Annotated in this window: 23 protein-coding genes; 12 read left to right on the top strand and 11 right to left on the bottom strand. The window is 60.3% G+C overall.

What is annotated here, in order from left to right; translation table 11 throughout:
- The first annotated feature begins 152 nt into the window (after positions 1 to 152).
- The 7 genes from DTW90_RS05330 to DTW90_RS05300 all read left to right on the top strand — a co-directional run bounded on the left by DTW90_RS05330 (position 153) and on the right by DTW90_RS05300 (position 8,238).
- Positions 153 to 908, top strand: a complete 756-nt coding sequence (locus DTW90_RS05330; RefSeq protein ID WP_132526698.1) for a hypothetical protein — start codon at positions 153 to 155, stop codon at positions 906 to 908.
- Between the two features lie 263 nt (positions 909 to 1,171).
- The gene (locus DTW90_RS05325) at positions 1,172 to 1,396 is read left to right on the top strand and encodes an aa3-type cytochrome c oxidase subunit IV (RefSeq protein WP_132526700.1); all 225 of its coding nucleotides are present in this window, start codon (positions 1,172 to 1,174) and stop codon (positions 1,394 to 1,396) included.
- Positions 1,397 to 1,487: 91 nt separating this feature from the next.
- Positions 1,488 to 2,651, top strand: a complete 1,164-nt coding sequence (locus DTW90_RS05320; RefSeq protein ID WP_149336833.1) for a Re/Si-specific NAD(P)(+) transhydrogenase subunit alpha — start codon at positions 1,488 to 1,490, stop codon at positions 2,649 to 2,651.
- Positions 2,651 to 3,049 (top strand): NAD(P) transhydrogenase subunit alpha, encoded by a 399-nt coding sequence (locus DTW90_RS05315; RefSeq protein ID WP_149336831.1) that lies wholly within the window; start codon positions 2,651 to 2,653, stop codon positions 3,047 to 3,049. The genes DTW90_RS05320 and DTW90_RS05315 overlap by 1 nt, the downstream gene beginning before the upstream one ends.
- Positions 3,050 to 3,059: 10 nt before the next feature.
- The gene (locus DTW90_RS05310) at positions 3,060 to 4,454 is read left to right on the top strand and encodes an NAD(P)(+) transhydrogenase (Re/Si-specific) subunit beta (protein WP_149337062.1); all 1,395 of its coding nucleotides are present in this window, start codon (positions 3,060 to 3,062) and stop codon (positions 4,452 to 4,454) included.
- A 245-nt stretch (positions 4,455 to 4,699) separates the two neighbouring features.
- Positions 4,700 to 5,701 (top strand): hypothetical protein, encoded by a 1,002-nt coding sequence (locus DTW90_RS05305; RefSeq protein ID WP_149336829.1) that lies wholly within the window; start codon positions 4,700 to 4,702, stop codon positions 5,699 to 5,701.
- A 443-nt stretch (positions 5,702 to 6,144) separates the two neighbouring features.
- A complete protein-coding gene (locus tag DTW90_RS05300; RefSeq protein ID WP_246664888.1) occupies positions 6,145 to 8,238 on the top strand; it encodes a GGDEF and EAL domain-containing protein in 2,094 nt (697 codons plus the stop codon).
- A 32-nt stretch (positions 8,239 to 8,270) separates the two neighbouring features.
- On the opposite strand, the gene DTW90_RS05295 is transcribed toward DTW90_RS05300, so the two are convergent.
- The 9 genes from DTW90_RS05295 to DTW90_RS05255 form a co-directional block, all read right to left on the bottom strand.
- On the bottom strand, positions 8,271 to 9,941 hold the full coding sequence (locus DTW90_RS05295; protein ID WP_149336826.1) for a sensor histidine kinase: 1,671 nt from the start codon (positions 9,939 to 9,941) through the stop codon (positions 8,271 to 8,273).
- Positions 9,942 to 10,172: 231 nt separating this feature from the next.
- A complete protein-coding gene (locus DTW90_RS05290) occupies positions 10,173 to 11,249 on the bottom strand; it encodes an FAD-binding oxidoreductase (RefSeq protein WP_149336824.1) in 1,077 nt (358 codons plus the stop codon).
- Between the two features lie 119 nt (positions 11,250 to 11,368).
- Positions 11,369 to 12,160: a tetratricopeptide repeat protein gene (locus DTW90_RS05285; protein ID WP_149337060.1), complete on the bottom strand. Its 792-nt coding sequence runs from the start codon at positions 12,158 to 12,160 to the stop codon at positions 11,369 to 11,371.
- 217 nt (positions 12,161 to 12,377) lie between these two features.
- Positions 12,378 to 12,590, bottom strand: a complete 213-nt coding sequence (gene rpsU / locus DTW90_RS05280; protein WP_018072771.1) for a 30S ribosomal protein S21 — start codon at positions 12,588 to 12,590, stop codon at positions 12,378 to 12,380.
- 214 nt (positions 12,591 to 12,804) lie between these two features.
- Entirely contained in the window at positions 12,805 to 13,296 is a 492-nt protein-coding gene (locus DTW90_RS05275) for a VTT domain-containing protein (RefSeq protein WP_149336822.1), read from the bottom strand.
- Positions 13,297 to 13,298: 2 nt separating this feature from the next.
- Positions 13,299 to 13,862 (bottom strand): methyltransferase domain-containing protein, encoded by a 564-nt coding sequence (locus DTW90_RS05270; RefSeq protein ID WP_132526717.1) that lies wholly within the window; start codon positions 13,860 to 13,862, stop codon positions 13,299 to 13,301.
- A 97-nt stretch (positions 13,863 to 13,959) separates the two neighbouring features.
- Positions 13,960 to 15,321 carry a HAMP domain-containing sensor histidine kinase gene (locus DTW90_RS05265; protein WP_149336820.1) on the bottom strand — a complete coding sequence of 454 codons (1,362 nt, stop codon included), beginning with the start codon at positions 15,319 to 15,321 and terminating at the stop codon, positions 13,960 to 13,962.
- 2 nt (positions 15,322 to 15,323) lie between these two features.
- On the bottom strand, positions 15,324 to 16,007 hold the full coding sequence (locus DTW90_RS05260; protein ID WP_149336818.1) for a response regulator transcription factor: 684 nt from the start codon (positions 16,005 to 16,007) through the stop codon (positions 15,324 to 15,326).
- A gap of 206 nt (positions 16,008 to 16,213) precedes the next feature.
- Positions 16,214 to 16,555 (bottom strand): hypothetical protein, encoded by a 342-nt coding sequence (locus DTW90_RS05255; protein WP_149336817.1) that lies wholly within the window; start codon positions 16,553 to 16,555, stop codon positions 16,214 to 16,216.
- Between the two features lie 272 nt (positions 16,556 to 16,827).
- Here DTW90_RS05255 and DTW90_RS05250 point away from each other — a divergent pair, with 272 nt between their 5' ends.
- The 4 genes from DTW90_RS05250 to DTW90_RS05235 are packed head-to-tail and all read left to right on the top strand — an operon-like array spanning position 16,828 to position 21,967.
- A complete protein-coding gene (locus tag DTW90_RS05250) occupies positions 16,828 to 18,081 on the top strand; it encodes a sarcosine oxidase subunit beta family protein (protein ID WP_149336815.1) in 1,254 nt (417 codons plus the stop codon).
- A gap of 13 nt (positions 18,082 to 18,094) precedes the next feature.
- Positions 18,095 to 18,436 (top strand): sarcosine oxidase subunit delta, encoded by a 342-nt coding sequence (locus DTW90_RS05245; protein WP_149336813.1) that lies wholly within the window; start codon positions 18,095 to 18,097, stop codon positions 18,434 to 18,436.
- A complete protein-coding gene (locus tag DTW90_RS05240) occupies positions 18,433 to 21,426 on the top strand; it encodes a sarcosine oxidase subunit alpha (RefSeq protein WP_149336811.1) in 2,994 nt (997 codons plus the stop codon). Before DTW90_RS05245 ends, DTW90_RS05240 begins: the two co-directional genes overlap by 4 nt.
- Entirely contained in the window at positions 21,419 to 21,967 is a 549-nt protein-coding gene (locus tag DTW90_RS05235) for a sarcosine oxidase subunit gamma (protein ID WP_149336809.1), read from the top strand. Before DTW90_RS05240 ends, DTW90_RS05235 begins: the two co-directional genes overlap by 8 nt.
- 72 nt (positions 21,968 to 22,039) lie before the next feature.
- On the opposite strand, the gene DTW90_RS05230 is transcribed toward DTW90_RS05235, so the two are convergent.
- Together DTW90_RS05230 and DTW90_RS05225 are read right to left on the bottom strand one after the other, a co-directional pair.
- On the bottom strand, positions 22,040 to 22,300 hold the full coding sequence (locus tag DTW90_RS05230) for a hypothetical protein (protein WP_132526733.1): 261 nt from the start codon (positions 22,298 to 22,300) through the stop codon (positions 22,040 to 22,042).
- A gap of 251 nt (positions 22,301 to 22,551) precedes the next feature.
- Entirely contained in the window at positions 22,552 to 23,091 is a 540-nt protein-coding gene (locus DTW90_RS05225) for a transcriptional regulator (RefSeq protein ID WP_149336807.1), read from the bottom strand.
- A gap of 237 nt (positions 23,092 to 23,328) precedes the next feature.
- Here DTW90_RS05225 and DTW90_RS05220 point away from each other — a divergent pair, with 237 nt between their 5' ends.
- Positions 23,329 to 23,580: a helix-turn-helix transcriptional regulator gene (locus DTW90_RS05220; RefSeq protein ID WP_132526737.1), complete on the top strand. Its 252-nt coding sequence runs from the start codon at positions 23,329 to 23,331 to the stop codon at positions 23,578 to 23,580.
- Positions 23,581 to 23,599: the final 19 nt, after the last annotated feature.

Here is a 23,599-nt window from a genome sequence, read left to right as displayed (position 1 = left end):
AGTTGATTATTCTGATCCGCGGGCGACAAAAAAATCGCGCGGGAGTAGCCCTGTTAACCTTAATATAATTCTTATTATTCAAGTTTTATTCAAATCTTGCGAAGGGCCTAGCCCTGAAGCATTAATGATCCGTTAACATGGATATGTGGATCATGCTCTCGGATATCTTTCACAACAGCTTCTCAAAAAAGCTTCTTCAGATTTTGGATCGCGTCGAGTACCGACGCGTTGAAAGCAGCGAGGACCTGGAAGAGGTTGGCCGCATTCGTTACCGCGCCTACAAGATGGCGGACATCCTGCCGCTCTCAGGCTCAAAGCTGATCGATGACAGCGATTTCGATGATCACGCCTATGTCTTTGGCGTCTACTTCTACGAGCGGTTGATCAGCACCGTTCGCATCCATCATGTCACGCCCGAGCATCGCGTCAGTTCGACCCGCGACATCTATCCCGCGGAGATCGATCAGTTCCTGGACGCGGGCATGAGCCTGATTGATCCCGTCCGTTTTGCGGCCGATCCGGAAATCATCGGGGAAATGCCTTCGCTTCCCTATCTGACGCTACGGATCGCCTCGATGGCTGCCGACTATTTCGATGCCGACCGCGTCCTGCAATTGGTCAGCCCGCAGCACGCGTCTTTCTATCGCCGCGTCTTCTATGCCGATACCATCGTTCCGGCGAAGAGCAATGTCGGCAAGTACAATATCGATCTGACGCTAATGGCAACGCGGACAAGAGATGTCAGGCAGAACCTCTACAAGCGTTTCCCGTTCTTCGTCTCGGAACCCTATGAACGGCGCATGATGTTCTCGCGCGACACCAACCTGGGTCCGGCGCCACTGACCATTCTTCCGACGGCACGCCATGCTGCTCGTGGCCAGATGGAACCTGAACGCCGTCTGGGCTGAACAACGTTCGATCCGGGGTGCTGATCCCGGATCGAACGTTTCGCCGCATGCCTGCGGCATTGTCGTGGATTGCATTTTTTCCCGCTTTGTGTAAGGCCTCAATTGAGGAAATTGCCCTGCTTTGCAGCGGGTGTTACGAGGGGCTCGGGACGTCTTCCCAATCCGTAACGCTGGCCGCAACCTGGGGCGATTTAGGGATATGGGTTCTGCTGGGAGGCCGTTTGAAGGTCGATTGCAGCGGACCGTTCAAGGGGAGATCGTCTATGGCTGAACATCATTCCGGACCTGTCGAAACCGGTGCTCCAATGGATTATCGAGAGCACGAAAAGACCTATGGCCTGTTCATTAGCGGCGCCAAATATGGATCGATGATCATTGCGGCGCTGCTTCTGGGCATGGCTGCCGGTTTCTTCGGCGGCGGCGGTTTCCTCGGCGGCCTTCTCGTCTTCATCATCCTCGTCGTTATCGGCGCCTTCCTGCTGCGCTGACCGATCTCAGGTTCTCCGCAGCTTTTCCCAAAAATTCGCAGGCCATTGCGGGCACGCTCCGAAGTGGTTCGTCTGACGCAAGGAGATGTAGTTGGGCAATCTTGTCTTTGTGGCAAAGGAGACTGCCGCGGACGAGACGCGCGTTGCGGCGTCCGTAGAGACAGTGAAGAAGATGAAGGCGCTCGGCCTCGATGTCGTGGTCGAAACCGGTGCCGGGCTTCTGTCACGCATCCCCGATGGCGAATATGAGACGGTCGGCGCGCGCTTAGGCTCGGTCGCAGATGCTGCGGTCGCCGATGTCGTTCTGAAGGTCCGTCGTCCGACGGCGGCCGAGATTTCCGGCTATAAAAGCGGTGCCATCGTCATTGCCATCATGGACCCCTACGGCAATCATGCAGCGCTTGCCGATATGGCCCGGGCCGGGCTCATTACCTTTGCCATGGAGCTGATGCCGCGCATCACGCGCGCGCAGTCGATGGACGTTCTGTCGTCGCAGGCCAATCTGGCCGGCTATCAGGCCGTGATCGAGGCGGCTGAAGCCTATGACCGCGCCATGCCGATGATGATGACGGCGGCAGGAACGGTGCCCGCCGCCAAGGTCTTCGTCATGGGCGCCGGCGTCGCCGGCCTGCAGGCAATTGCGACGGCCCGGCGCCTCGGCGCCGTGGTTTCCGCGACAGACGTTCGCCCGGCGGCCAAGGAGCAGGTCGCCTCGCTCGGCGCCAAGTTCATCGCCGTCGAGGACGAGGAGTTCAAGGCAGCGGAAACTGCCGGCGGCTACGCCAAGGAAATGTCGAAAGATTATCAGGCCAAGCAGGCGGCGCTCGTTGCCGAGCATATTTCCAAGCAGGACATCGTCATCGCGACGGCACTGATCCCTGGTCGGCCGGCGCCGCGGCTGGTGTCGCGCGACATGCTGAAATCCATGCGGCCGGGCGCTGTTGCCGTCGATCTGGCGGTCGAGCGCGGTGGCAATATCGAGGGGGCGCAGGCAGGCGGGATTGCCGAAGTCGAGGGCGTCAAGGTCATCGGGTTTGCCAATATGCCGGGCCGGGTGCCCGCCAGCGCCTCGCTGCTCTACGCCAAGAACCTCGTCACTTTCCTGGAGACCATGGTCAACAAGGAGACGAAGACGCTCGGCCTCAATCTCGACGATGAGCTGATCAAGGCGACGATGCTGACCCATGACGGCGTTGTCGTGCATCCGAGCTTCATCGATCCGGATCAGGCAAATGCCAAGAAGGGAGTCCTGTAATGGCGACCCAGGAAATGGAGCGGGCGTTACAGAAGCTGAATGAGGCCGTCACGGCAGTCACTACGGCCGCAGCCCATGCGCCTGATGTGGCGAGCGCTGCCACTGGCGGCGCCATCGATCCGCTTGTCTTCGAACTTGCGATCTTCGTGCTGTCGATCTTCGTCGGCTATTACGTCGTCTGGTCGGTCACGCCGGCGCTGCATACGCCGCTGATGGCCGTCACCAACGCTATTTCGTCCGTCATTGTGGTCGGCGCGCTGCTCGCGGTCGGGATATCGGCAAGCGGGCTTGCGACGGGCTTCGGCTTCGTCGCGCTGGTCCTGGTGTCCGTCAATATCTTCGGCGGCTTTCTTGTGACCCAGCGAATGCTGGCGATGTACAAGAAGAAAGACAAGTGAGCCCGGCATGCTGAGCAATATTGCAGCCTTCCTCTATCTCGTGTCGGGCGTCCTCTTCATTCTGGCGCTGCGCGGCCTTTCGCATCCCTCCACCAGCCGCAAGGGCAATCTCTACGGCATGGCCGGTATGACGATCGCCATCCTCACCACGCTGGCGCTGGCGACACCCTCCTTCGGCGGTCTCGTGCTGATCGTCCTCGGCATCGCGATCGGCGGCGGGGCAGGGGCCTATATCGCCCGCGTCATTCCGATGACCTCTATGCCGCAGCTGGTCGCCGCCTTTCACTCGCTGGTCGGCCTTGCCGCCGTGCTGGTGGCTGCGGCCGCGCTCTATACGCCGTCCTCCTTCGGCATCGGCGAAATCGGCCAGATCCATACCGAAGCGCGCATCGAAATGGCGCTTGGCGTGGCGATCGGCGCGCTGACCTTCACCGGCTCGATCATCGCCTTCCTGAAGCTTGACGGGCGCATGTCGGGCAAGCCGATCATGCTGCCGGCGCGGCACGTCATCAATGCCGCCCTGCTGGCATTGATCGTCCTCTTCATCATCGTGCTTGCCGTTACCGAGAGCCATTTCGCCTTCTGGGCCATCGTTGCCCTGGCGCTTGCGCTCGGCGTTCTGCTGATCGTGCCGATCGGCGGCGCGGATATGCCCGTCGTCGTGTCGATGCTCAATTCCTATTCGGGATGGGCGGCAGCCGGCATCGGCTTCACGCTCGGCAATCTGGCGCTGATCGTGACCGGCGCGCTCGTCGGCTCGTCGGGTGCGATCCTGTCCTACATCATGTGCAAGGGCATGAACCGCTCCTTCATTTCGGTCATCCTCGGCGGCTTCGGCGGCGAGGTTTCGTCCGGCGCTGCCGACGATATCGACCGGAGCGTGAAGCTCGGCTCGGCCGAGGATGCCGCCTATCTGATGGCGAATGCCTCGAAGGTCATCATCGTGCCGGGTTACGGCATGGCGGTCGCGCAGGCGCAGCATGCACTGAGAGAAATGGCCGACAGGCTGAAGGCGCATGGCGTCGAGGTAAAATATGCCATCCATCCTGTCGCCGGCCGCATGCCAGGCCACATGAACGTGCTGCTCGCCGAAGCCAATGTTCCCTATGACGAGGTCTTCGAGCTGGAAGACATCAATTCGGAATTCGCCCAGGCCGATGTCGCCTATGTCATCGGCGCCAACGACGTCACCAATCCGGCGGCACGCGACGACAAGACCTCGCCGATCTACGGCATGCCGATCCTCGACGTCGACAGGGCCAAGACCTGCCTCTTCGTCAAGCGCTCGCTCGGTTCCGGCTATGCCGGCATCGACAACACGCTGTTCTACAAGGACGGCACGATGATGCTGCTGGGGGACGCCAAGAAGATGACCGAAGACATCGTCAAGGCGATGAACGAGTAGAACAGCGGCCTGTCTCCAAGCTTCACGTAGACTTGGAGACAGATGCTTGGGTTCAGGATATCGCGGGGAAATCCTGTCTGTCTGAGGGGATCCCCGGCAGTCCTCTGCGGAAAAAGTTTTTACTGACCAATCGATGCGCTAAGTATTGCATGCTTAGTTTTACGATTTTTATTTCAAGCGATCTATTTTCGGTTGCATTTATCCGCCAGTGTGATTGTATACAAATACAATTCCGGGGGGAAAAAATGAAAAACATGATGTTTGCAGCCGCTTGCTTAATGCTTGCTTCGACTAACGCCAGCGCATTTGCAATACCACCTTGTGGCGGCGCTACAGTCGAGGCGGAAGACGTTTTCTTCCATCCGGGATCCGACGCGAAGCCTGCGCCTCTGGAACTGGCCTTTGCAAAATCTCTGTTGGAGAATGAGGCAAACGGTGGTCGCGTTGCATATTGCCTAAGCGACGCAAGGATGAGTAGCGGAAAAAATGGCCTGAGCTTTGGTTTCTTTCAGTATGACCTTAAGCAAAATCCGGCTGCGACACTCATTCTCGTCGATATCCTTGAAAGTGTCGTGGATATTCCTGATGCGAATATCAGCAAAGCAGATGTCCGAAACATAAAGGCAGGAGCTCTTTCCCAGAAGGCACCGGAGCTAAGGGCATCTACGAGCCAGTCGAAAAGAAGATTGATTGAGCGGGTGAATAGCGCCCTGGCAACAGAACTTGGCGTTGCGGAAATAAACGCATATTTTGTATCGGGTATGCAATCAACCATCAAAAATAACGATCAACGCGTTTCGATGCTGACGGATAAGGTCGGCGCGCGGACACTTCTCCAAAACAACAATACCGCACGCCTCATCCTTCTCGATTACGAGAATTTCTTTGGCGCATTCGGGAATCAGTTCAGAGGATTTCTAAATGGTGAGCCGCAAAACCTGAAAGCCGGCACCATCTCGATCGGTGCCCCGGCCGCAACTACGGATATCATAAACTTCTACCTTTCGGGAAAGCAGGGTTCAGGCCCTGCCAATGATGAAAGGGCCGAATGCCTGAGACGAATAAACAACGTCGTTCGTTACGCCCAGGAGATCGATGGGCCGATCGCCCTGACCGACCGGGATAAAAGTTACCTGATGCAAACTTTGAAGCCGATTCTGGACGACACGGGCAATCCCTACATTGTCAAGAAACGCGCCGGGCATCAATACGACGCTCTACTGACATTGTTGGAACGAGCAACATAGTTTGCAGCGCATCGAATTCGTGTCCGGAGAATGCATTTAGCAGCCTATCCGGGAGGCGACGGGTGTGCATGAGGCCTGCAGTGAGCCACAATCGGAACCCTAAAGATTTGAGCTTCGAGCCCAAAAGCGGCCCGGCGGCGGCCGGCCTGCAGATTTAATAAGGGTTGTACAGGCGCCCGAACGACAAAACGACGACAGTCACCGATAGCTGCCGTCTATTTCTTAAAACTATCATGAGAACAGGGTAAGCGAGACGCATTGTATATGCGTGTATCTGCACCGATCACGATTATCGGTGCCTTAAACTATTACGCTCATAATGAGCGCCAAACTCCAAATTCTTTTACGTGATGATTTTGAAAATGCAGGGATCGACGAAATTTGAAGAATTTGTCGGCGCTGTCGCCAATCTGCACGAAGCGGAGTCAGAGCAGGACATTTTTTTGGCATTTCACGCCGCATGTGAAAGCGTGGCCGGGCCTTTGGCCCTTTGCGGCTATGTGGTGGCGCGCAACGGCAAGACGGTGCGCGAGGTAGCGCAGGTCGGTGATCTCAATTTGCCCGCGGGCACGGCACTCCCAAACACCGATTGGTTGATCGAGGGCGTCGAATTTCCGATCAGCCAGGCCGCCAACGGATCGCCGATCCTTGCCCAGCCGCTTGTCAGCGGAGCCCGCGTGGTGGGTGGCGTCATCCTTGCCGGAAGCGGCCTTGTGAGCCCGGAGAGCCTGCTCCGCTGCAGCCGGCTTACGCGCTTCTGCGCCGGTGCCATCGTCGCCTTTCACGAGCGGCGCTTGTCGCAGATGGTGCTCGAAGCTCTGGAGGAGAGCGAAGAGGCGATTTCGTTCTACGACGCCAATGACGGCATCGTTTTCACCAACAATGCCTATCACCGGGTTTTCCCGCATTACCCCGAACCCTCGCAATTGCTGGGCCGGAACCATCTCGACCTCTACCGGATGGATCTCGATGCCGGGATCATCGACGATCCGCTGGCGCGCAACGATCCGGAAGCTTATCTCGCCAAGCGCAAGCAGATGGCCGAAGTTCTGGTCGCGCGTCAGCGCGAGATCCAGAAGATCAGCTCCAAGACCTATATCTATACGCGCTCCCGCTCGAATACCGGGGCGACCATGTCGCGGCGGATCGACATCAGCGAGCAGGCGTCGACAGAGGCCCGCCTGCGGGAACGGGAGCGGGAACTCCATACCCTGGCGTTCCAGGATCCGCTCACCGGCCTGTTCAATCGCGCCTATCTGCTCAATCTGATCGGCGACCTGCAGAGCCGCTCGCGCGAGGGCTCGCTCGAGCAGATGGCCGTCTTTCTCGTGGATCTCAACGGCTTCAAATTCGTCAACGACACCTATGGCCACGACTGCGGCGATTTCGTCCTGAAAGTCGTGGCGCAACGCCTGAGCAAGATCGTGTCGGAAGGCGACGCCGTGGTCCGGCTCGGCGGCGACGAATTCGTCATCATTTTCGAGCGCGCCCTTGTTCCGGCCGAGCTTGCCGCGACCGCCGACGCCATCATTGCTGAACTCGCCCAACCGGTCGAATATGGGGACGTGGTTCTGACGACGGGAACGAGCGTCGGAATTGCCGTCCGCGCGGGTAAGGACGCCGATCTCGGCACCGTCATCGCCGACGCCGATCTGGCGATGTACGAAGTCAAGAAGATGAAGTGCAGCGCCCATATGTTCTTCGATCCGGGCATGCGGGCCGGCATGCTGGAGCGCTTGAACCTGCTGGAAGACCTGCGCAACGCATTGCGCGAAGGCGAATTCGAACTCTACTACCAACCGCAGTTCAGCACCGCGATGCCGCATCTCGTTGGTTTCGAAGCCCTGGTCCGTTGGCATCACCCGACGCGCGGGCTGGTTTCCCCGGGCGTATTCATTCCGCTCATGGAGGAATACGGCCTTATCGAGGCCCTTGGCGAGTGGGTATTGCGCACGGCCTGCACGGAAGCGGCACGCTGGCCGGGCGAGTTGCACGTTGCCGTCAATGTGTCGCCTCTGCAGGTCCGCAACGGCCGGTTCTCGCTCATCCTCAGCGATACGCTGCTGCGCACCGGCCTTGCGCCGCACCGGCTGGAGCTGGAAATCACCGAATCCGTCTTCATCGACGATGAAGCCGGGACGCGCGCGCAGCTGGAACTCTGGAAGTCGCTCGGCGTGCGCATTGCCCTCGACGATTTCGGCAGCGGCTATTCAAGTCTCGGCTATCTGAACGCGTTTCCGATCGACAAGATCAAGATTGATCGCGGCTTCCTTGGCAAGCTGAACCCCGACAATCCCGATGAAGCGGCAGACATCATCCTGCGCACGATCATCGATCTCGGTCGTGCGCTCGACATGACGGTCACCGCAGAGGGCGTCGAGCGAGCCGACCAGCTCGAATTCCTGAGCGAACGCCGTTGCTCCGAGGTTCAGGGATATCTGCTCGGAAGGCCGATGCCGGTGGAACAGGCACGGCTGCTGTTTGGGGCAAACGACCGATCGTCCGAAACGGATTCCCAGTGCATTGAGCTGGCGTAGCCAGCTGTCGCCATCCAGTCTCTCTCTGCGTGTCAGCTATGAGTCCCGGCTTTCTGCTCGACGGCGCTGCGCTGCGCCATCAATACCCAGAGCAGGCCTTCCGGCAGGAAGTCGACCTGGACCATGCCGCCGAAGGCGGCGGCCGCGTGCGTCTTGATGATCGTCGTGCCGAAACCGGTGTGCAGGGGTGTCTTGACCGTCGGACCGTTCATCTCCTCCCAGCTGAAGCGGATCATCGGCGCAGCGCCCTCTTCGACGTCGGTCCAGCTGATGCGGATGCGGCCCTCGGGGGCCGAGAGCGCACCGTATTTCACGGAATTGGTCGCCAGTTCGTGAAGGGTCAGTCCGAGGTTCTGCACGGCTTCTGGCCTTAGCAGGATATCATGTCCCTCGACCTGAAGCTGCTGCGGGTCCTGCAGGAAGTTCGCAAGGTGAAGATTGATGACGCGGCGGAGCGAGACGCCCGACCATTGCTCGCTCGTCAGAATTTCGATCGAGCGCGCAAGGCCGTCCAGGCGGTCGGCCACGGCCTTCTGGAATGTGTCGACGCTGTCCGTCTGCTTGGCAAGCTGGCGCATCATCGCCTGGGCCAGCGCCAGCAGGTTCTTCGTGCGGTGGACGAGTTCATGCATGACGAGGTGAAGCCGATCCTCGGTCTCGCTGCGGTCGAACGACGCATTGGAGAGCGCGACGGCCACCTGGTTGGCCTCGACGACGCTGGTTTCGATCGGAGCGACGATCTCGCCACGGCCCATCCGGTTGGCCATGTCGGCAATATCCTGAATTGTCGTGCGGACCTGGCGGGCGAGGGCGTAAACGGCAATCAGCGCAATGAGAAGCAGCAGGATGCCGCCATAGACCAGGAAACGCCAGATGTTGGCGATGGAGTCCTGGACCGATGCAATCGGCCCCCAGACGACCGTCTTCCACGCCCATCCAGGCACCTGGGCGTATCCAAGCAGGTCCCGCGGCATGGTATAGTCATTCTGATAGATGCCGCTGCTCAGTCCCAGCGCCGGCAGTATGTCCTTCTTGAAGAGCGTCCCGGCTGCAAGATGGTCGGCTCCAATGGAGGCAACGACGTGTCCGGTGCCGTCGAGCACCGCCGCCGACCAGCCGGGCGCCATTCCGTCGGTTGTCAGCAGCCGACCCAACTCCTCGGCATTCTGCGTCATGATCATGGCAGCGCCGGAAGGCGATGTCGCAAGCGGCATGGTCACGTTGAAGACGTATGCGCCGCTGGTCGAGCCCAGGAAGACATCCGAAACCTCGGTCCTTCGCGAATCGAGCGCGTGCTTGAGCGCGGGTATGTTCGACATCTTCTTCAGCGGCGTGCCATAGGAGCGGCGGGTGTTGAGCAGCTGCTGGCCGTCCGAGTCCACGAGGAGGACGAACATCGAATCAGAGCCGAGTGCGGTCAGCGTCCTATCGTGAAAGGCTGCCAGATCGCCTCGCTCCAGTTCGGGGGAGGTTGCGAGCAGCCGAAGAGTCGTCGACATGTCCTGCAGTTGCCGATCGATGCTGCGGGCAATTGCAATGGCATCCTGGACGGTGTCGCGACGAAGAACGTCACGCTGGCTGTCTTCCAGCTGGACAAGCAGCAGGGCCACGAACGCCAGAATAGGCAACGCGATCGCCAGTGCGATTGCGATGAGATAGGCGCCAATCGTTGCCCTTGGAAACAGTCTTAACTTCTTGCCCATGAATGCGATCAGCCGTTTGCCTTCCGGCTACTATCATTCACGTCAACAGTCGGACTGGTTTTCGCCATCATGTCGAACGCCCCCATTACCCACAGACAGCAAGCTATCCAACAGCATGTTAGGGCTCGATAAATTGCGTTGCAACATGCGAAAAGAGACCACCGCGATTTGACGGGGGATGTTGCGGATATGTCGCCGGAAGGTAAGAGACCCGGACCTCGTTGCAGACGCTCAGGCGGCTGAGAAACGGGAGAGTCGGAATGGCGCAAGCAGGCTGTCGCGCCTTTCTCCGAGGACCTCGTCGGCTGCCAGCTGGCCGACCAGCGGTGCGAGCGTAATCCCCGAATGCATCACGGTCAGATAGAGCCCGGCGACGGCATCGGAAGGCCCGATGATCGGAAAGCCGTCCTTCGGCGTCGGGCGGTAGCCCACCGTGAAGAAATCAAGCTCGAGACCGTCCGCATCGCGCAGCATCGCCTTTACCTTGGCAAAGAGCGTGTCGGCCACCTTTTGCGGTTCGTCGCCGGGATCGCTGCCGCCGAAATCGCTGCCGGCAATGATGCGGCCTTCAGCGGTCTGGCGCATGTGCAGCTCCGGGGCGATGACTAGGCCATTGAGCAGCGGTGTATAGGGTCGGGAATGGACGATAAGGCCGGGCGGCGTTTCGAGCGGCACATCCACGCCAACGGATGCCGCAAGCCCTGATGTGCCGGCACCGGCTGCAAGAATGACATGGTCGGCGGAAAGCCTGCCGTTCGAAGTCTCTATTCCGACGATCCGGCCATTTTCGATCAGCAGCCGCTCGACTTCGACAGCCTGCAGGAAAGTCGTGCCATAGCGGAAGGCATCGGCAAGCATCAGCCTTGCAGCCGCCACCGGCTCGACGGCTCCTTCTTCGGCAATATGCAGGGCGAGATCGGGCAGCTCAGTAATGCCGGGCTCGATCACGGCGCTCTCTTCTTGGGCCACGCGCCTGACGCCATATCCCCAGCCGCCATGCTCGGAGGCATAGGCTTCCAGCTGATCCGGGGGCAGGTCCCAGCAGAGACCGCCGCACCAGTTGAGCGGTAGCCCCGGCAATTCCTCGGCAAGCCTCTTCCATTCCGTCATGGCATGGCTGCGGAAGCGGAAATAGAATTCCGGATTGCCCCAGCTTGCGTTGATCCAGGCAAAGGAATTCGGCGTCGCCTCGCCGCCCGGCTTCTTGGCGATGACGGTGACAGAGGCGCCGCGTCTTGCAAGATGCCATGCGATGGAGGCGCCGATGATGCCGGCGCCGATAACGATGATTTTTTGAGAAGAGGGCATGCTTTTCAGCGTCCTTTGCGCGTCATGTTTGACGAGCGGCGCTGTAGGGGAGAGCGCCGCCGATGTCGCGGCACCCCGAAATCAAGCGCCGCCTACGGATCGCAGGCGGCGGATCTCAATCAGCTCGTGCGAACGCGTGCCAGGCCATCCTTGGCCGGTTGGTAGCTCGGGTCAAGATTGATTGCATGCTGATAGGAGCGGGCCGCCTTGGCCTTGTCACCCTTGCGCTCGTAAATGAGCGCCTGGTTTGCCCAGGATTCGGCAATCTTGTCGTTGAGCTCGATGGCGTGGTTGAAGTCGGCGAAGGCGTTGTCGTCGTCGTTCAGCGCCACGTAGGACGTGCCACGGCCGTTATAGGGCTCCGGAGAATTAGGAGCCAGCGAGATGGCCTTCGAGAAGTCCTCGATCGCCTTATCCTGCTGGTTGCGCTTCTGGTAGATCAGGCCGCGGCCGTGATAGGCGCGCCCATCCGTGGTGCCGAGCTGGATCGCCTTGGAGAAATCGCTGAAGGCGTCGTCGTCGCGGCCTGCGCTGCGATAGATGTTGCCGCGACCGATATAGGCGACGTCGTAGTTCGGATTGATCTGCAGGGCCATGTTGTAGTCTGCAACCGCCTCGGGCTGCTTGCCCATGTTGCGGTAGACCAGCGCGCGGTTGGCGTAGGCCTGGTAGAATTTCGGATTCAGCTGGATCGCCTGGTTGAAGTCTGCGAGCGAACGGCTGAATTCACCGGCGCGTCCATAGGCGGAGCCGCGGACGTTATAGCCTTCCGGATCTTGAGGATTGGCATTGATGACCGCGGTCAGCGAAGCGATGTTTTCCTGAGACCCTTGCGCCTTGTCGATTCGGATGACGGTGTCGGCGTTGTTCGTCTGGCAGCCTGCAAGACAAATGGCACCAAGAAGCGCCATGATCGGCAAGGAGGCAAAGCGCCTCTTCGAATGAGAATTAAACGGTTTCGAAGAAACGGTCGCTTGGATATTCGTGACTGCCATTATCGGGTTCGCTTTCCCCATACGTCATATCAGTTTCGTCTGATATACATTATCAGAGACAAATCAAAAAGGCGGCGGCGAACGATTCGCCCCCGCCAGACAAGTGCATCTGAAAACGTCGAAATAACGACAATTAACGCGCGACAACACCTTCGCGCTGTGCACGCTTGCGTGCCAGCTTACGAACGCGACGAACAGCTTCTGCCTTTTCGCGAGCGCGCTTCTGCGAGGGCTTCTCGTAGTAATCGCGCATCTTCATTTCGCGGAAAATGCCTTCGCGCTGCATCTTCTTCTTCAGAGCGCGGAGAGCCTGGTCAACATTGTTATCGCGGACAAGTACCTGCACGTGAAATCCCGTTCCTTTGGTTTTGGTTGTCAGCCGGCGGAAATCAGCAATTTCCGGGGGCAATAAAATAGTGTTCGCTAGGCCCATGACCTTGCGATTGGTAGGGCGAGATAACAGATCACCTTGTCAAAGTCCAGCCGGAACCTGGGGTTTTAGGGCGGAAAAACGGATGGATCTGGCCTTTCTGCCTCAAACATCCTGATTGGAACGGAATTTACAGGGTGCCAATGATCCGCCCAACGGAGGTTAGTACGCCGTTCCAGACGCAGCAACCGGCAAAGGTCGAGAGCGCGAATCTGGTCACGCCGACGCTTGAGCTACCGTAGAGCAGACCCGTATAGGCCCTTGCGACAGGCAGGAGCTGTACGGCGATGACGCCCGCCGCGGTCGTGCCCGCCAAGCCTGTGACCGGCCGCGCTGATCGGGCATATCGCTCGAGAAGGCGATGTCTGCGCTCGTGCCATCCGTATGTCCCGGCCACACGGGCGATTCCAAACCAGCACAGGGAACCGATTGTCGAACCCATGGCGGTAACGAGGATCAGGGCGAGGAAAGCCGCCGGTCGACCATCCGACAGGATGCCGAGTATGAGGTAGAGGCCGATGGATGGAATTACGGGCAGCAATTTTTCGATCGAGGCGACGAGGAAGGCGCCAGCCAGCCCGCAGGAGACGAGGGATTGCGCGAATGCGGGGAGGTCGGCCATGATCAGGAGGGTTTCCTGGACAGTTTGAAAACGCTGGCCGGCGGCAGATTCAACCGAACGCGACCGAGCCGCTCTGATTCCAGCCCCAGCCTGTCCATCACGTCAGCGGGCACCGAACAGGCGGCGCCATAGGTGAATTGGTAGAAACTGCCGTCCCCGTGCAGCAAGGACAGGGCCTCGCTGAGGATCGCAAATATCGTATCCTTCGGCATGTTGCGGAAAGGGAGGCCGCTGACTACGGCGGCATAGCTGTCTTTCTTCAGGTCAGGAAGATGCCCGGCGTCGCGCTGAAGCACGGTAACACCGGGAAACCGCCGTCGTAGCAAGGAGACGAACGGCTTCTCGATCTCGACGAGCGTCAGGTCCGCAGGCCCCACGCCCTTGTCGAGCAGCGTCTGCGTGAACACGCCCGTTCCCGGACCGAGTTCCAGAATACGGCCGGAGCCGGGCGTGATTTCACTCGTGATCAAACGCGCCAGATAGGGACCGGATGGCGCGATCGCGCCGATCGTGCGCGGCGCGCGGATGAGGTTTGCAAAGAAGGCGGGCAGGGACGGCAGGGGCATTTCGGTCTCCGGGTTGCGATCGGCAGGGGTGCCTCACGCAGTCCTGAAGGGTCCGCATTATGGGAGCATTACGTCCCCCCGACCCTCGCGATGAAATTCAGGTGTCCGAGGCTGCGGGCGGAAAGGCGATGTTGAAGCTTGCGCCGCCGCCCGACGCGTCTCCCACCCAGATCCGGCCGCCGTGGAATTCGACGATGTCCTTCACCAGATGCAGGCCGAGCCCAACGCCTTCGGTCGGGCTTCCGATCCGCTGAAAGGGTTCGAAGATCCTCTCCCTGTCGGCTTGGGGAATTCCATCTCCTTCGTCGCTGATCGAAATATCGGCGGGATGTTTGACGAGGATCGTAATAGTGCCGCTCCGACCGCCGTGCTGAACGGCATTCTGCACCAGATTGGCGACGGCTCTCTCGATGGATGCGGCGTCGCCAACGATCGGAAGAGGTGACGAAGGCATCTGGAAATCGGCGGTATAGCCGGCAGCGATGATCAGGGGAGCAAGCTCGATCACCTGCCGTCGCACGAGGGCGCCAAGGTCGACAATATGCGATTCCCTGGCATTGCTGTTCAGCCGCTGAAGGTCGAGAAGCTGTTCTGCAAGGGTAGCAAGTCGCGAGATGTCTTCGGCAAGCCGCTCCGTGGCCGCGGTCTTCTCCATTGTCGCGAGCCGCGCCTGGAGGATGGCGATCGGAGTTCGAAGTTCATGCGCTGCCGCCAGCATGAAGCGCTTCTGGCGGTGATAGGCGTCGTCAAGCCGCGCCAAGGTGTCGTTTACGCTCAGCACGAGCGGGGCGATTTCCGAGGGTACGGTTTCAAGCGGCAGTCGGTAGCCGCGATCCTCGGCATTGATACGTTCGGCGGCACGTGCAACGGCTTCAAGGCTTCTGTGAACGCCTCGGGCGACGAAAGGCGTGACGGCCAGCGTTATCAGGCCAGTCAGCACGATGGCCGGGATGACTGCGCCTGATGCAAAGGTGGCAAGCGTCAGCAGAAGCTTTGCGGGTGGCAATATGCCCTGCCGACCGACGATGATGGTAAGCGGGCCGTGCGGGCTGGGAAGGGTCTTCAGGCGCGCCGCCATCGCCGCGGGGTCGCTGATGTCGCTGTTGAACCGCGCCTCGGCGACGATAGGGCCAAGCGCGCCTATTTCGAGGAATGGCGCCGGCACGGGGCCTTCACGAAGGGTTCGTCCATCCCGGTCGCGGACGAGGGCCCAGAAACCGGGTGCCTGCTTGCGCTCCCTTTCCAGGCCCGCGGTTTCGATCAGGCGCATGCTTCCATCTTCCTGCCACGCGATGGAGGCGGCAACGGCGGCAATAGAATCTTCGTCCGGCGCCGACAGGCCGGTAAAGCCGCTGCCCCACAGGCCGAAGACAAAGAGGATGCCCAGGGAAAGACAGGTTGCCGCCTGTAGCAGGAAAAGACGGCGGATCAGGCGCCATTTCAAAGAGCGGAAGCGCATCGTCACGCGCGCGTTTGGCGGATGAGATAGCCGATGCCGCGGATCGTGTGGATCTCGACTCCGGCCGCGGCCGCCTCAAGCCGCCGTCGCAGGCGCGACACATGAGCATCGAGCGCGTTGGACTGGATGTCGTCGCCAAGGCCGTAGACGGCTTCCTCGAGGCTCGACCGTTCGACGGTACGGCCGGCGCGTCGCATCAGTGCTTCGAGAACCAGCAATTCCCGGCGCGGCATCTCGATCAGGCTTTCGCCGACCCGCGCTTCCCGATTGAGAAGGTCGAAGCGCAATTCTCCCATCCTCAGCGGCTTCGCATCCAGCGTTCCCGGCCGCCGCAGGACCGCCCTCAGGCGTGCCATCAGTTCCTCGACGGCAAAGGGCTTGGCGATATAGTCGTCCGCGCCCTCATCGAGCCCTTCGATCCTGTCGTGCAACTCGCTTCTTGCGGTCAGCATGATGACAGGGACTCCACCCTGGCCCGTCTCCCGGGCCAGCTTGACCAGCGTCAGCCCGTCGCCATCCGGAAGGCTTCTGTCGAGCAGCAGCGCGTCATATCCCCTGGGCAGCCGCAAGGCCTCTTCGGCATCGCTGATCGTGGAGAGGTGATCGACAACCAGATCATAGTTTCGAAGCGCCGCGGAGAGTGCGGCAGCAAGCTCCGGCTCGTCTTCTACCAGTAGGACACGCATCTAGCCACCTCGCCCCACGCTTGTGGAGAGGCAACATTGCGCGAGCATGACGTCGTGGCGAGGTTTTGATGCAAATAAGCGCGGTTTATACGATCGCGAGGTGGATCAAGCCATCATTTGCTGGGCAGCTCGGCGGGGCCTGCTCCCCAAATCTAAAGGGACGGCGCCGGTTTCCGCCGTCCCGTGCGTGCATCAACCGCTATCGATCAATAATCGCCGTCTTCGTAGTAACGATTGTCATAATAGCGATTATCATAATAGTGGCGATGGTAACGATAGTAGCGATCGCGCGGATACTCGTCGTAGTAGTATCGATGCTGGTTGGCGACCGCGCCGCCGATGATGGCGCCGGCGGCAAGGCCACCGATTATCGCGCTGGCATTGTTGTTGTGGTGATGATGGTGATGCCAATGGTCATCAACCTTTACAACGTCAGGGTTACCGCCGGTCTGTTCGTGAATCGTCGGCATCGCGGGCGCAGCATAGACAGGCGCTACGCCGGCAAGGCCGGTTGCCAAAGTGAGGGCAATGATTGCAAGTTCTTTCATGTCATTCACCATTTCCTTTCACTTAAGAAACGGCTGAGCCGCAGTTTTGTGCCATCAGACAAAAGTCCCGGGTGGGGTAGGGTCGTCTCTGCGGCCGGTTTTTCCGATGAGGAAGGCATTCGGCCCGCGGCAAGTTATTAGCCACGACGACATTCTTTTGCCCGTGTCGAAAGCCGAGTCCGATTGCGTCGCAAAAGAACCGTTGTGTCGGTTTTCGATTTGCGATTTGTATGGCCCATCGGAAGGGCTCTGCCTGAAGGAGTTGAGGGCGAATGCGGAAATATTCGGTTTTTGCCGTGGCACGCGAGGCGTTGCGGGCTCACAAGGGTTGGGAGGCGCAGTGGACCTCGCCCGAGCCGCGCAAGGAATACGACGTTATCATCGTCGGCGCCGGCGGCCATGGCCTTGGTGCGGCCTATTACCTTGCCAAGGAGCACGGCATCACCAATGTCGCCGTCATCGAGAAGGGCTGGCTCGGCGGCGGCAATACCGGCCGCAACACGACGATCATCCGCTCGAACTATCTCTACGAAGAGAGCATGCATATCTACGAGCATTCCATGAAGCTGTGGGAGAACCTGTCGCAGGATCTCAACTACAACGTCATGTATTCGCCACGCGGCGTGATGATGCTCTCGCACAACATCCATGACCAGCAGTCGTTCAAGCGGCATATCCATGCCAACCGGCTCTACGGCATCGACAATGAATGGCTGACGCCCGAGCAGGCAAAGGCCTTCTGCCCGCCGCTCGATATTTCCAGCACCGCCCGCTATCCGATCAACGGCGCTGCCCTGCAGCGGCGGGGCGGTACGGCCCGCCATGACGCGGTCGCCTGGGGTTATGCTCGCGCTGCATCCGATCGCGGTGTTCACATCATCCAGAATTGCGAAGTGACCGGCATCCGCCGCGGTCCCGACGGGCGTGTCATGGGCGTCGAAACGTCCCGCGGCTTCATCGGTGCCAAGAAGATCGGCGTATCGGCCGCCGGCCACACGACGACGGTCATGAAGATGGCCGACGTTCGCGTGCCGCTCCAGTCGAGTCCGCTGCAGGCGCTGGTGTCCGAGCCGCTGAAGCCGATCTTCCCCTGCGTCGTCATGTCGAACACGGTGCATGCCTATATCTCGCAGTCCGACAAGGGCGAGCTTGTCATCGGCGCCGGCACCGACCAGTACAATTCCTACAGCCAGACCGGCGGCCTGCAGATCATCACGCATACGCTCGACGCCATTTGCGAGCTCTTCCCGATGTTCCGCCGCGTCAAGATGATGCGCTCCTGGGGCGGCATCGTCGACAACACGCCGGATCGTTCCGCGATCCAGTCGAAGACGCCGGTTCCGGGTCTCTACGTCAATTGCGGCTGGGGAACGGGCGGCTTCAAGGCGACGCCCGGCTCGGCCAATCTCTTCGCGCATCTGATCGCGCGCGACGAGCCGCACAAGTTCAACGCCGGGCTGACGCTCGATCGCTTCCGCACCGGACGTCTGATCGATGAAGCCGCTGCCGCTGCCGTCGCGCACTGACACGAGGTTATCAATGCTTCTGATCCACTGCCCCTACTGTCAGGAAGAACGTTCGGAACTCGAATTCCGCAATGCCGGCGATGCGCATCTTGTGCGGCCGGCGAATATTGCTGCGATCTCTGACGAAGAGTTCGAGGAATATTTCTTCCTGCGCGACAATCCGAAGGGCCTCATCTTCGAGCGCTGGCGGCATATGCATGGCTGCGGCCGCTTCTTCAACGCGGCTCGCGATACCGTCAGCGACAAGTTCGTCATGACCTACAAGGCAGGGGAGCCGAAGCCGGATCTGCATCCGGCACCGGCCACGAGCGCCACCGTCGAAACCTATGAAGCGACGGAAGGAGACGCACGATGAGCGGCGCCAATCGCATCGCCGGCAAGGGCCGCTTGACGCCCGCCCGCACCGCGCGTTTCACCTTCGACAACAAGACCTATCACGCGCTGGAAGGCGACACGGTCGCGTCAGCGCTGCTTGCCAACGGCGTGCATCTGCTTGGACGCTCGTTCAAGTATCACCGTCCGCGTGGCATCCTTTCCGCCGGACCGGAAGAGCCGAATGCGTTGCTCGACATCTCGCGCGACACCGCCCGGCGCCAGCCGAACGTGCGCGCCAGCGTGCAGGAAGTATTCGACGGCATGGTGGCGAGTTCGCAGAACCGCTGGCCGTCGCTCGCCTTCGATATCGGCAGCGTCAACAACCTGCTTTCGCCCTTCTTTGCGGCGGGCTTCTACTACAAGACCTTCATGTGGCCGAAGAGCGCCTGGAAATCGCTCTACGAGCCCTTCATCCGCCGGGCCGCCGGTCTCGGCGTCGCGCCGACTGAGGAAGACCCGGATCACTATGCAAGCCGCTATGCCCATTGCGACGTGCTGGTCGTCGGCGCCGGCATTTCCGGCCTGTCGGCTGCCCTTGCCGCTGCTGAAGCGGGCGCCAAGGTCATCCTCTGCGACGAGCAGGCGGAAGCCGGCGGCGCGCTGCGTTTCGACATCTCGGTAAAGGTTGACGGGACGGACGGTTACGACTGGGCGCAGGCGACTGTTGCCAAGCTGCAGGCGATGCCCAATGTGCAGGTGCTGACCCGCACGACCGCCTTCGGCTACTACAACCACAATTTCATCGGCCTTGCCGAACGGGTCACAGACCATATCGCCCGGCCGTCCAAGGATCTGCCGCGCGAGCGCCTCTGGCAGGTCCGCGCCAAGCGCGTCATCCTGGCGACCGGTGCGATCGAGCGCCACATGGTTTTCCCGAATAACGATCGTCCGGGCATCATACTGGCTTCGGCCGCGCGCACCTATCTCAATCACTACGGCGTCGCCGTCGGCGCCAAGGTCGGCGTCTATACTGCGCATGATTCCGCCTATGAGGCCGCTTTCGACCTCAAGAAATCAGGCGTTTCGATCGCCGCCATCATCGATTGCCGCCCGCGTCCGGGCGAAGCCGTCGTCACGCAGGCCCGCGCACTCGGCATCGAGGTATTGTCGGGCTATTCCGTCATCAACACCTCGGGCAATCTGCGCATCTCGTCGATGACGGTTGCCCGAAACGGCAGCAGCTCGTCGCGCAAGATCGCCGTCGATGCGCTGCTGGTCTCCGCCGGCTGGACGCCGTCGGTGCATCTGTTCTCGCAGTCGCGCGGCAAGCTCAAGTTCGAGGCAGACAAGCAGCGCTTCCTGCCGGGCACCTATGTGCAGGACTGCCTTTCCGTCGGCGCCTGCAACGGCACGGATGGGCTGCAGGCTGCAATCGAGGAATCGCTGGCTGCCGGCGAACTGATGGCGCGGGCGACGGGAGCTGCCGGCGACGGCAAGATCGGCCTCAACGCCGAAACCGCCTTCGAATGGACCGGCGGCATGATCGGCGCTGCCGAAGGGGCCGGGCCGGAGACAAGCGCCAAGGCTTTCGTCGACTTCCAGCATGATGTCTGCGCCAAGGATATCCGCCTTGCGGTGCGCGAAGGCATGCACTCGATCGAGCATATCAAGCGCTTCACCACCAACGGCATGGCGTCAGACCAGGGCAAGCTGTCGAACATGCATGGCCTTGCGATCGCCGCCGAAATGCTCGGCCGCGATATCCCGCAGGTTGGTCTCACGACTTTCCGCGCACCCTATACGCCCGTTACCTACGGCACGCTGATCTCGCATTCGCGGGGCGATCATTTCGATCCGGCGCGCAAGACTGCGATCCACCCGTGGGAAGAGGCGCATGGCGCGATCTTTGAGGATGTGGGCAACTGGAAGCGCGCCTGGTTCTACCCGAGGGCCGGTGAAACCATGCATCATGCGGTAAACCGCGAGTGCAAGACGGTGCGCGATATCGCCGGTGTCTTCGATGCCTCGACGCTCGGCAAGATCGAGGTCGTCGGGCCGGATGCCGCCGAATTCCTGAACCTGATCTATACCAATGCCTGGGATACGCTGAAGCCCGGCCGCTGCCGCTATGGCATCATGCTGCGCGAAGACGGCTTCGTCTATGACGACGGCGTCGTCGGTCGCCTGGCCGAGGATCGCTTCCATGTCACGACGACGACCGGCGGCGCGCCGCGCGTGCTCAACCACATGGAAGACTATCTGCAGACCGAATTCCCGCATCTGAAGGTCTGGCTGACGTCGACGACCGAGCAGTGGGCGGTCATCGCCGTGCAGGGTCCGAAGGCGCGCGAGATCGTCGAGCCGCTGGTCGAGGGCATCGATTTATCGAACGAGGCCTTCCCTCATATGAGTGTTGCGGAAGGCAAGATCTGCGGCGTGCCAACGAGGCTCTTCCGCGTCTCCTTCACCGGCGAAGTCGGCTACGAAATCAACGTGCCGGCCGATTACGGCCAGGCGGTATGGGAAGCCGTCTGGGCGCGGGCCGAGCCGCTGGGCGCCTGCGCCTACGGTACGGAGACGATGCACATCCTGCGCGCCGAGAAGGGCTATATCATCGTCGGCCAGGACACGGACGGAACGGTTACGCCAGACGATGCCGGGCTTTCCTGGGCGGTCTCGAAGAAGAAGACCGACTTCGTCGGCATTCGCGGCCTGAAGCGGCCCGATCTCGTCAAGGATGGTCGCAAGCAGCTCGTCGGCCTCATCACCAAGGATCCCAAGGTGGTGCTGGAAGAGGGCGCGCAAATCGTTGCCGATCCCAACGAGCCGAAGCCGATGACCATGCTTGGTCACGTCACCTCGGCTTATTGGTCGGAAAATCTCGGCCGCTCGATCGCCTTTGCGCTTGTCGCCGGCGGACGCGAGCGCATGGGCAAGACGCTCTATGTGCCGATGCCTGACAAGACCATCTCCGTCGAGGTTGCGGACATGGTGTTCTTTGACAAGGAAGGGGGCCGGATCAATGGCTGAGCTTGCAACCCGCAGACCGCCGCTTGCCGGCCGCCAGGGCGGTTCCTCCTCGGTTCATCTGACGCCGGCGGCACCTGCCAGCCGGATTTCGCTGAGGGCGCCCGCCGATTCCGTTTCGGCCATCTCATCCGCCCTGCGGCTGGATCTGCCGACGAAGCCGAAGACATCAGGCCATGCCGGAAGCCGCTCGGCGCTCTGGCTCGGCCCGGACGAATGGCTGGTCATCGATGAAAGCGGGGAGGATCTGGTGGCACTCGCGGCTGCTTCTTCCGCGCTACATGCGGCGACCGACGTTTCCCATCGCAATACGGCCGTGTTCGTCTCTGGTCCGGGCGCCGAGGCGACGCTTTCGGCCGGATGCCCGCAGGACCTCAGCCTTGATGCCTTCCCGGTCGGCGCATGTTCGCGCACGTTGTTCGGCAAGGTGGAAGTGGTGATCCTGCGTATCGATGCCGAGACCTTCCGCGTCGAATGCTGGCGGTCCTTTGCCCCTTACGCCTTCGGCCTGCTGGCCGAGGCCGCCGGGGATGCCGCGCTCTAATTTCCTGAGCTAGAAGCTTATGCCAATCCAGCGACTGGGCCGGTCGATTGACCGGCCCAGCGAAGCTGCGTCTTAGCGATAACGCCAGCCGCCGTGCCACCGCTCGCGGTGCATCCAGTAGCGATTGCCATCCCAGTAACCACGTCCATGATAATAAACGCCGACACGCGGGCCGCCGGGCACGACGACGACCGGACCGGGAGCGTTCGGACGGCAGTGGCCGTAGGGGCCGCGGTGAAATCCGGCGCCGCATCCCTGGGCCGCGTCGGCTGTGGAAACAACTGCGGTCAAGGCAGCTATTGAAGTGAGAGTAACGATAAATAGCTTTTTCATAATTTCCTCTTTGTGGTGTTCGTCCGAGACGCGCCTTGCATCCCGGATACATACCCTTAACGCTGATTCCTGCCATTTTTTGTCATTCGAATAGAAAAAAATTCGAATAGGTAATCGTTTAAGCGTGTATTCGGCCAAAGCAAACTCGAAAAAGTTGAAATAGATTGCTTTTGCGAGCTAAACTTGAATGATTCATGCGATGGTTGTGTTTGTCGCGATGGTTCGAGCAATACGGACGCCACCATACGGCATCAGGATGACCGTTTGGCTGCGGCTGCCTGCGTCCGGATAATCTGCCAGCGCTGGAGTTCGAGCATGGCGTCGGGTAATGCGCGATGCGCGGGCGGTGACGGCTCGGTCTGTCTTTTGATCGTCTCGACAAACGCTGATATCTCGGCTTCGGAGACGGTTTCTCCCATAGCCTCGCGCGCTGCCGCCAGAAACGCCTCGTCGGACTTGGCGAGCCTGAGGGCGTGCCTTGGAAACCCCGCGGAACGCAACAAGACGCTCAGCCACTTTCCATCCCAGGAAGGGGCGCTGGCATAAAGCGCGTGTCCGGAAAGGGCATCGGTCATCTCCTTGGCAACCTCTTCGACGGGCACGCCCTCGGCCAGAAGGAGTTCCCGGGAAATGCGGTGAATTTTTTCGGCATCGGGCGACCAGTCCGTCCAGACGGGTGCGGGCTTGATCAGGAAAGAACGAGAGCTGCCGTCCTCAAAAACCCAGGCGACCTCGACCGGAACGCTTTTCTTGCTCAGGGACGAGGCTTCGAAATCAAGGAATACAATCAATGCACCGTATCTCCCTTGCCAAATCCGCGTGTCCCTCTATCGTGCGCGACGATCGATCGTAACCAGAGTGATTCCCACGTGTCGTTGGGTGAGTTGACGATATTGTGATCGAAAGGCGCAGCAGTTGTCGAAACGCGCTGCCAATCACAAATTCTTTCCGCTTGTTATTATTGCAATGCAGCAATAAAAAGTTACCGGCATATTAATGCCGGACGTCATGCAGAGAAGGAGACGTTTATGTCCATTTCACTCAATGATTTCGATTCCTCCGTTGAAGGCGCAGTTGCTGTTGCCGAGGTCGGAACCAAAGTTAAGGCTGCCCGCGAAACTGCTGGCTACAGCATTGAAGATCTCGCGGTTACTACGGGTCTCGCAAATTCGGAAATCACCGAAATCGAAGAAGGCCACGATGCCGATCCTGCCAAGCTGAAGCGTGTCGCACACGCCTTGCAGGTTCCGACGTCTGCTTTCCTGGGCCAGGCGGCCTGATTGCACTGACCGGTCGCCC

The sequence above is a fragment of the Neorhizobium sp. P12A genome (assembly GCF_008365395.1).
Taxonomy (GTDB): domain Bacteria; phylum Pseudomonadota; class Alphaproteobacteria; order Rhizobiales; family Rhizobiaceae; genus Rhizobium.
Note: the sequence above shows the minus strand (reverse complement) of the source record. Positions and strands in the feature narration are given on the sequence as shown.

Coding starts and splice junctions, on each gene's coding strand:
- DTW90_RS05245 (WP_149336813.1), top strand. CDS start 18,095: ATGCTTCTGATCCACTGCCCCTACTGTCAGGAAGAACGTTCGGAACTC.
- DTW90_RS05290 (WP_149336824.1), bottom strand. CDS start 11,249: ATGCCCTCTTCTCAAAAAATCATCGTTATCGGCGCCGGCATCATCGGC.
- DTW90_RS05325 (WP_132526700.1), top strand. CDS start 1,172: ATGGCTGAACATCATTCCGGACCTGTCGAAACCGGTGCTCCAATGGAT.
- DTW90_RS05295 (WP_149336826.1), bottom strand. CDS start 9,941: ATGGGCAAGAAGTTAAGACTGTTTCCAAGGGCAACGATTGGCGCCTAT.
- DTW90_RS05255 (WP_149336817.1), bottom strand. CDS start 16,555: ATGAAAGAACTTGCAATCATTGCCCTCACTTTGGCAACCGGCCTTGCC.
- DTW90_RS05330 (WP_132526698.1), top strand. CDS start 153: ATGCTCTCGGATATCTTTCACAACAGCTTCTCAAAAAAGCTTCTTCAG.
- DTW90_RS05285 (WP_149337060.1), bottom strand. CDS start 12,160: ATGGCGCTTCTTGGTGCCATTTGTCTTGCAGGCTGCCAGACGAACAAC.
- DTW90_RS05220 (WP_132526737.1), top strand. CDS start 23,329: ATGTCCATTTCACTCAATGATTTCGATTCCTCCGTTGAAGGCGCAGTT.
- DTW90_RS05230 (WP_132526733.1), bottom strand. CDS start 22,300: ATGAAAAAGCTATTTATCGTTACTCTCACTTCAATAGCTGCCTTGACC.
- DTW90_RS05240 (WP_149336811.1), top strand. CDS start 18,433: ATGAGCGGCGCCAATCGCATCGCCGGCAAGGGCCGCTTGACGCCCGCC.
- DTW90_RS05265 (WP_149336820.1), bottom strand. CDS start 15,321: ATGCGCTTCCGCTCTTTGAAATGGCGCCTGATCCGCCGTCTTTTCCTG.
- DTW90_RS05270 (WP_132526717.1), bottom strand. CDS start 13,862: ATGCCCCTGCCGTCCCTGCCCGCCTTCTTTGCAAACCTCATCCGCGCG.
- DTW90_RS05235 (WP_149336809.1), top strand. CDS start 21,419: ATGGCTGAGCTTGCAACCCGCAGACCGCCGCTTGCCGGCCGCCAGGGC.
- DTW90_RS05260 (WP_149336818.1), bottom strand. CDS start 16,007: ATGCGTGTCCTACTGGTAGAAGACGAGCCGGAGCTTGCTGCCGCACTC.
- DTW90_RS05315 (WP_149336831.1), top strand. CDS start 2,651: ATGGCGACCCAGGAAATGGAGCGGGCGTTACAGAAGCTGAATGAGGCC.
- DTW90_RS05250 (WP_149336815.1), top strand. CDS start 16,828: ATGCGGAAATATTCGGTTTTTGCCGTGGCACGCGAGGCGTTGCGGGCT.
- DTW90_RS05275 (WP_149336822.1), bottom strand. CDS start 13,296: ATGGCCGACCTCCCCGCATTCGCGCAATCCCTCGTCTCCTGCGGGCTG.
- DTW90_RS05305 (WP_149336829.1), top strand. CDS start 4,700: ATGAAAAACATGATGTTTGCAGCCGCTTGCTTAATGCTTGCTTCGACT.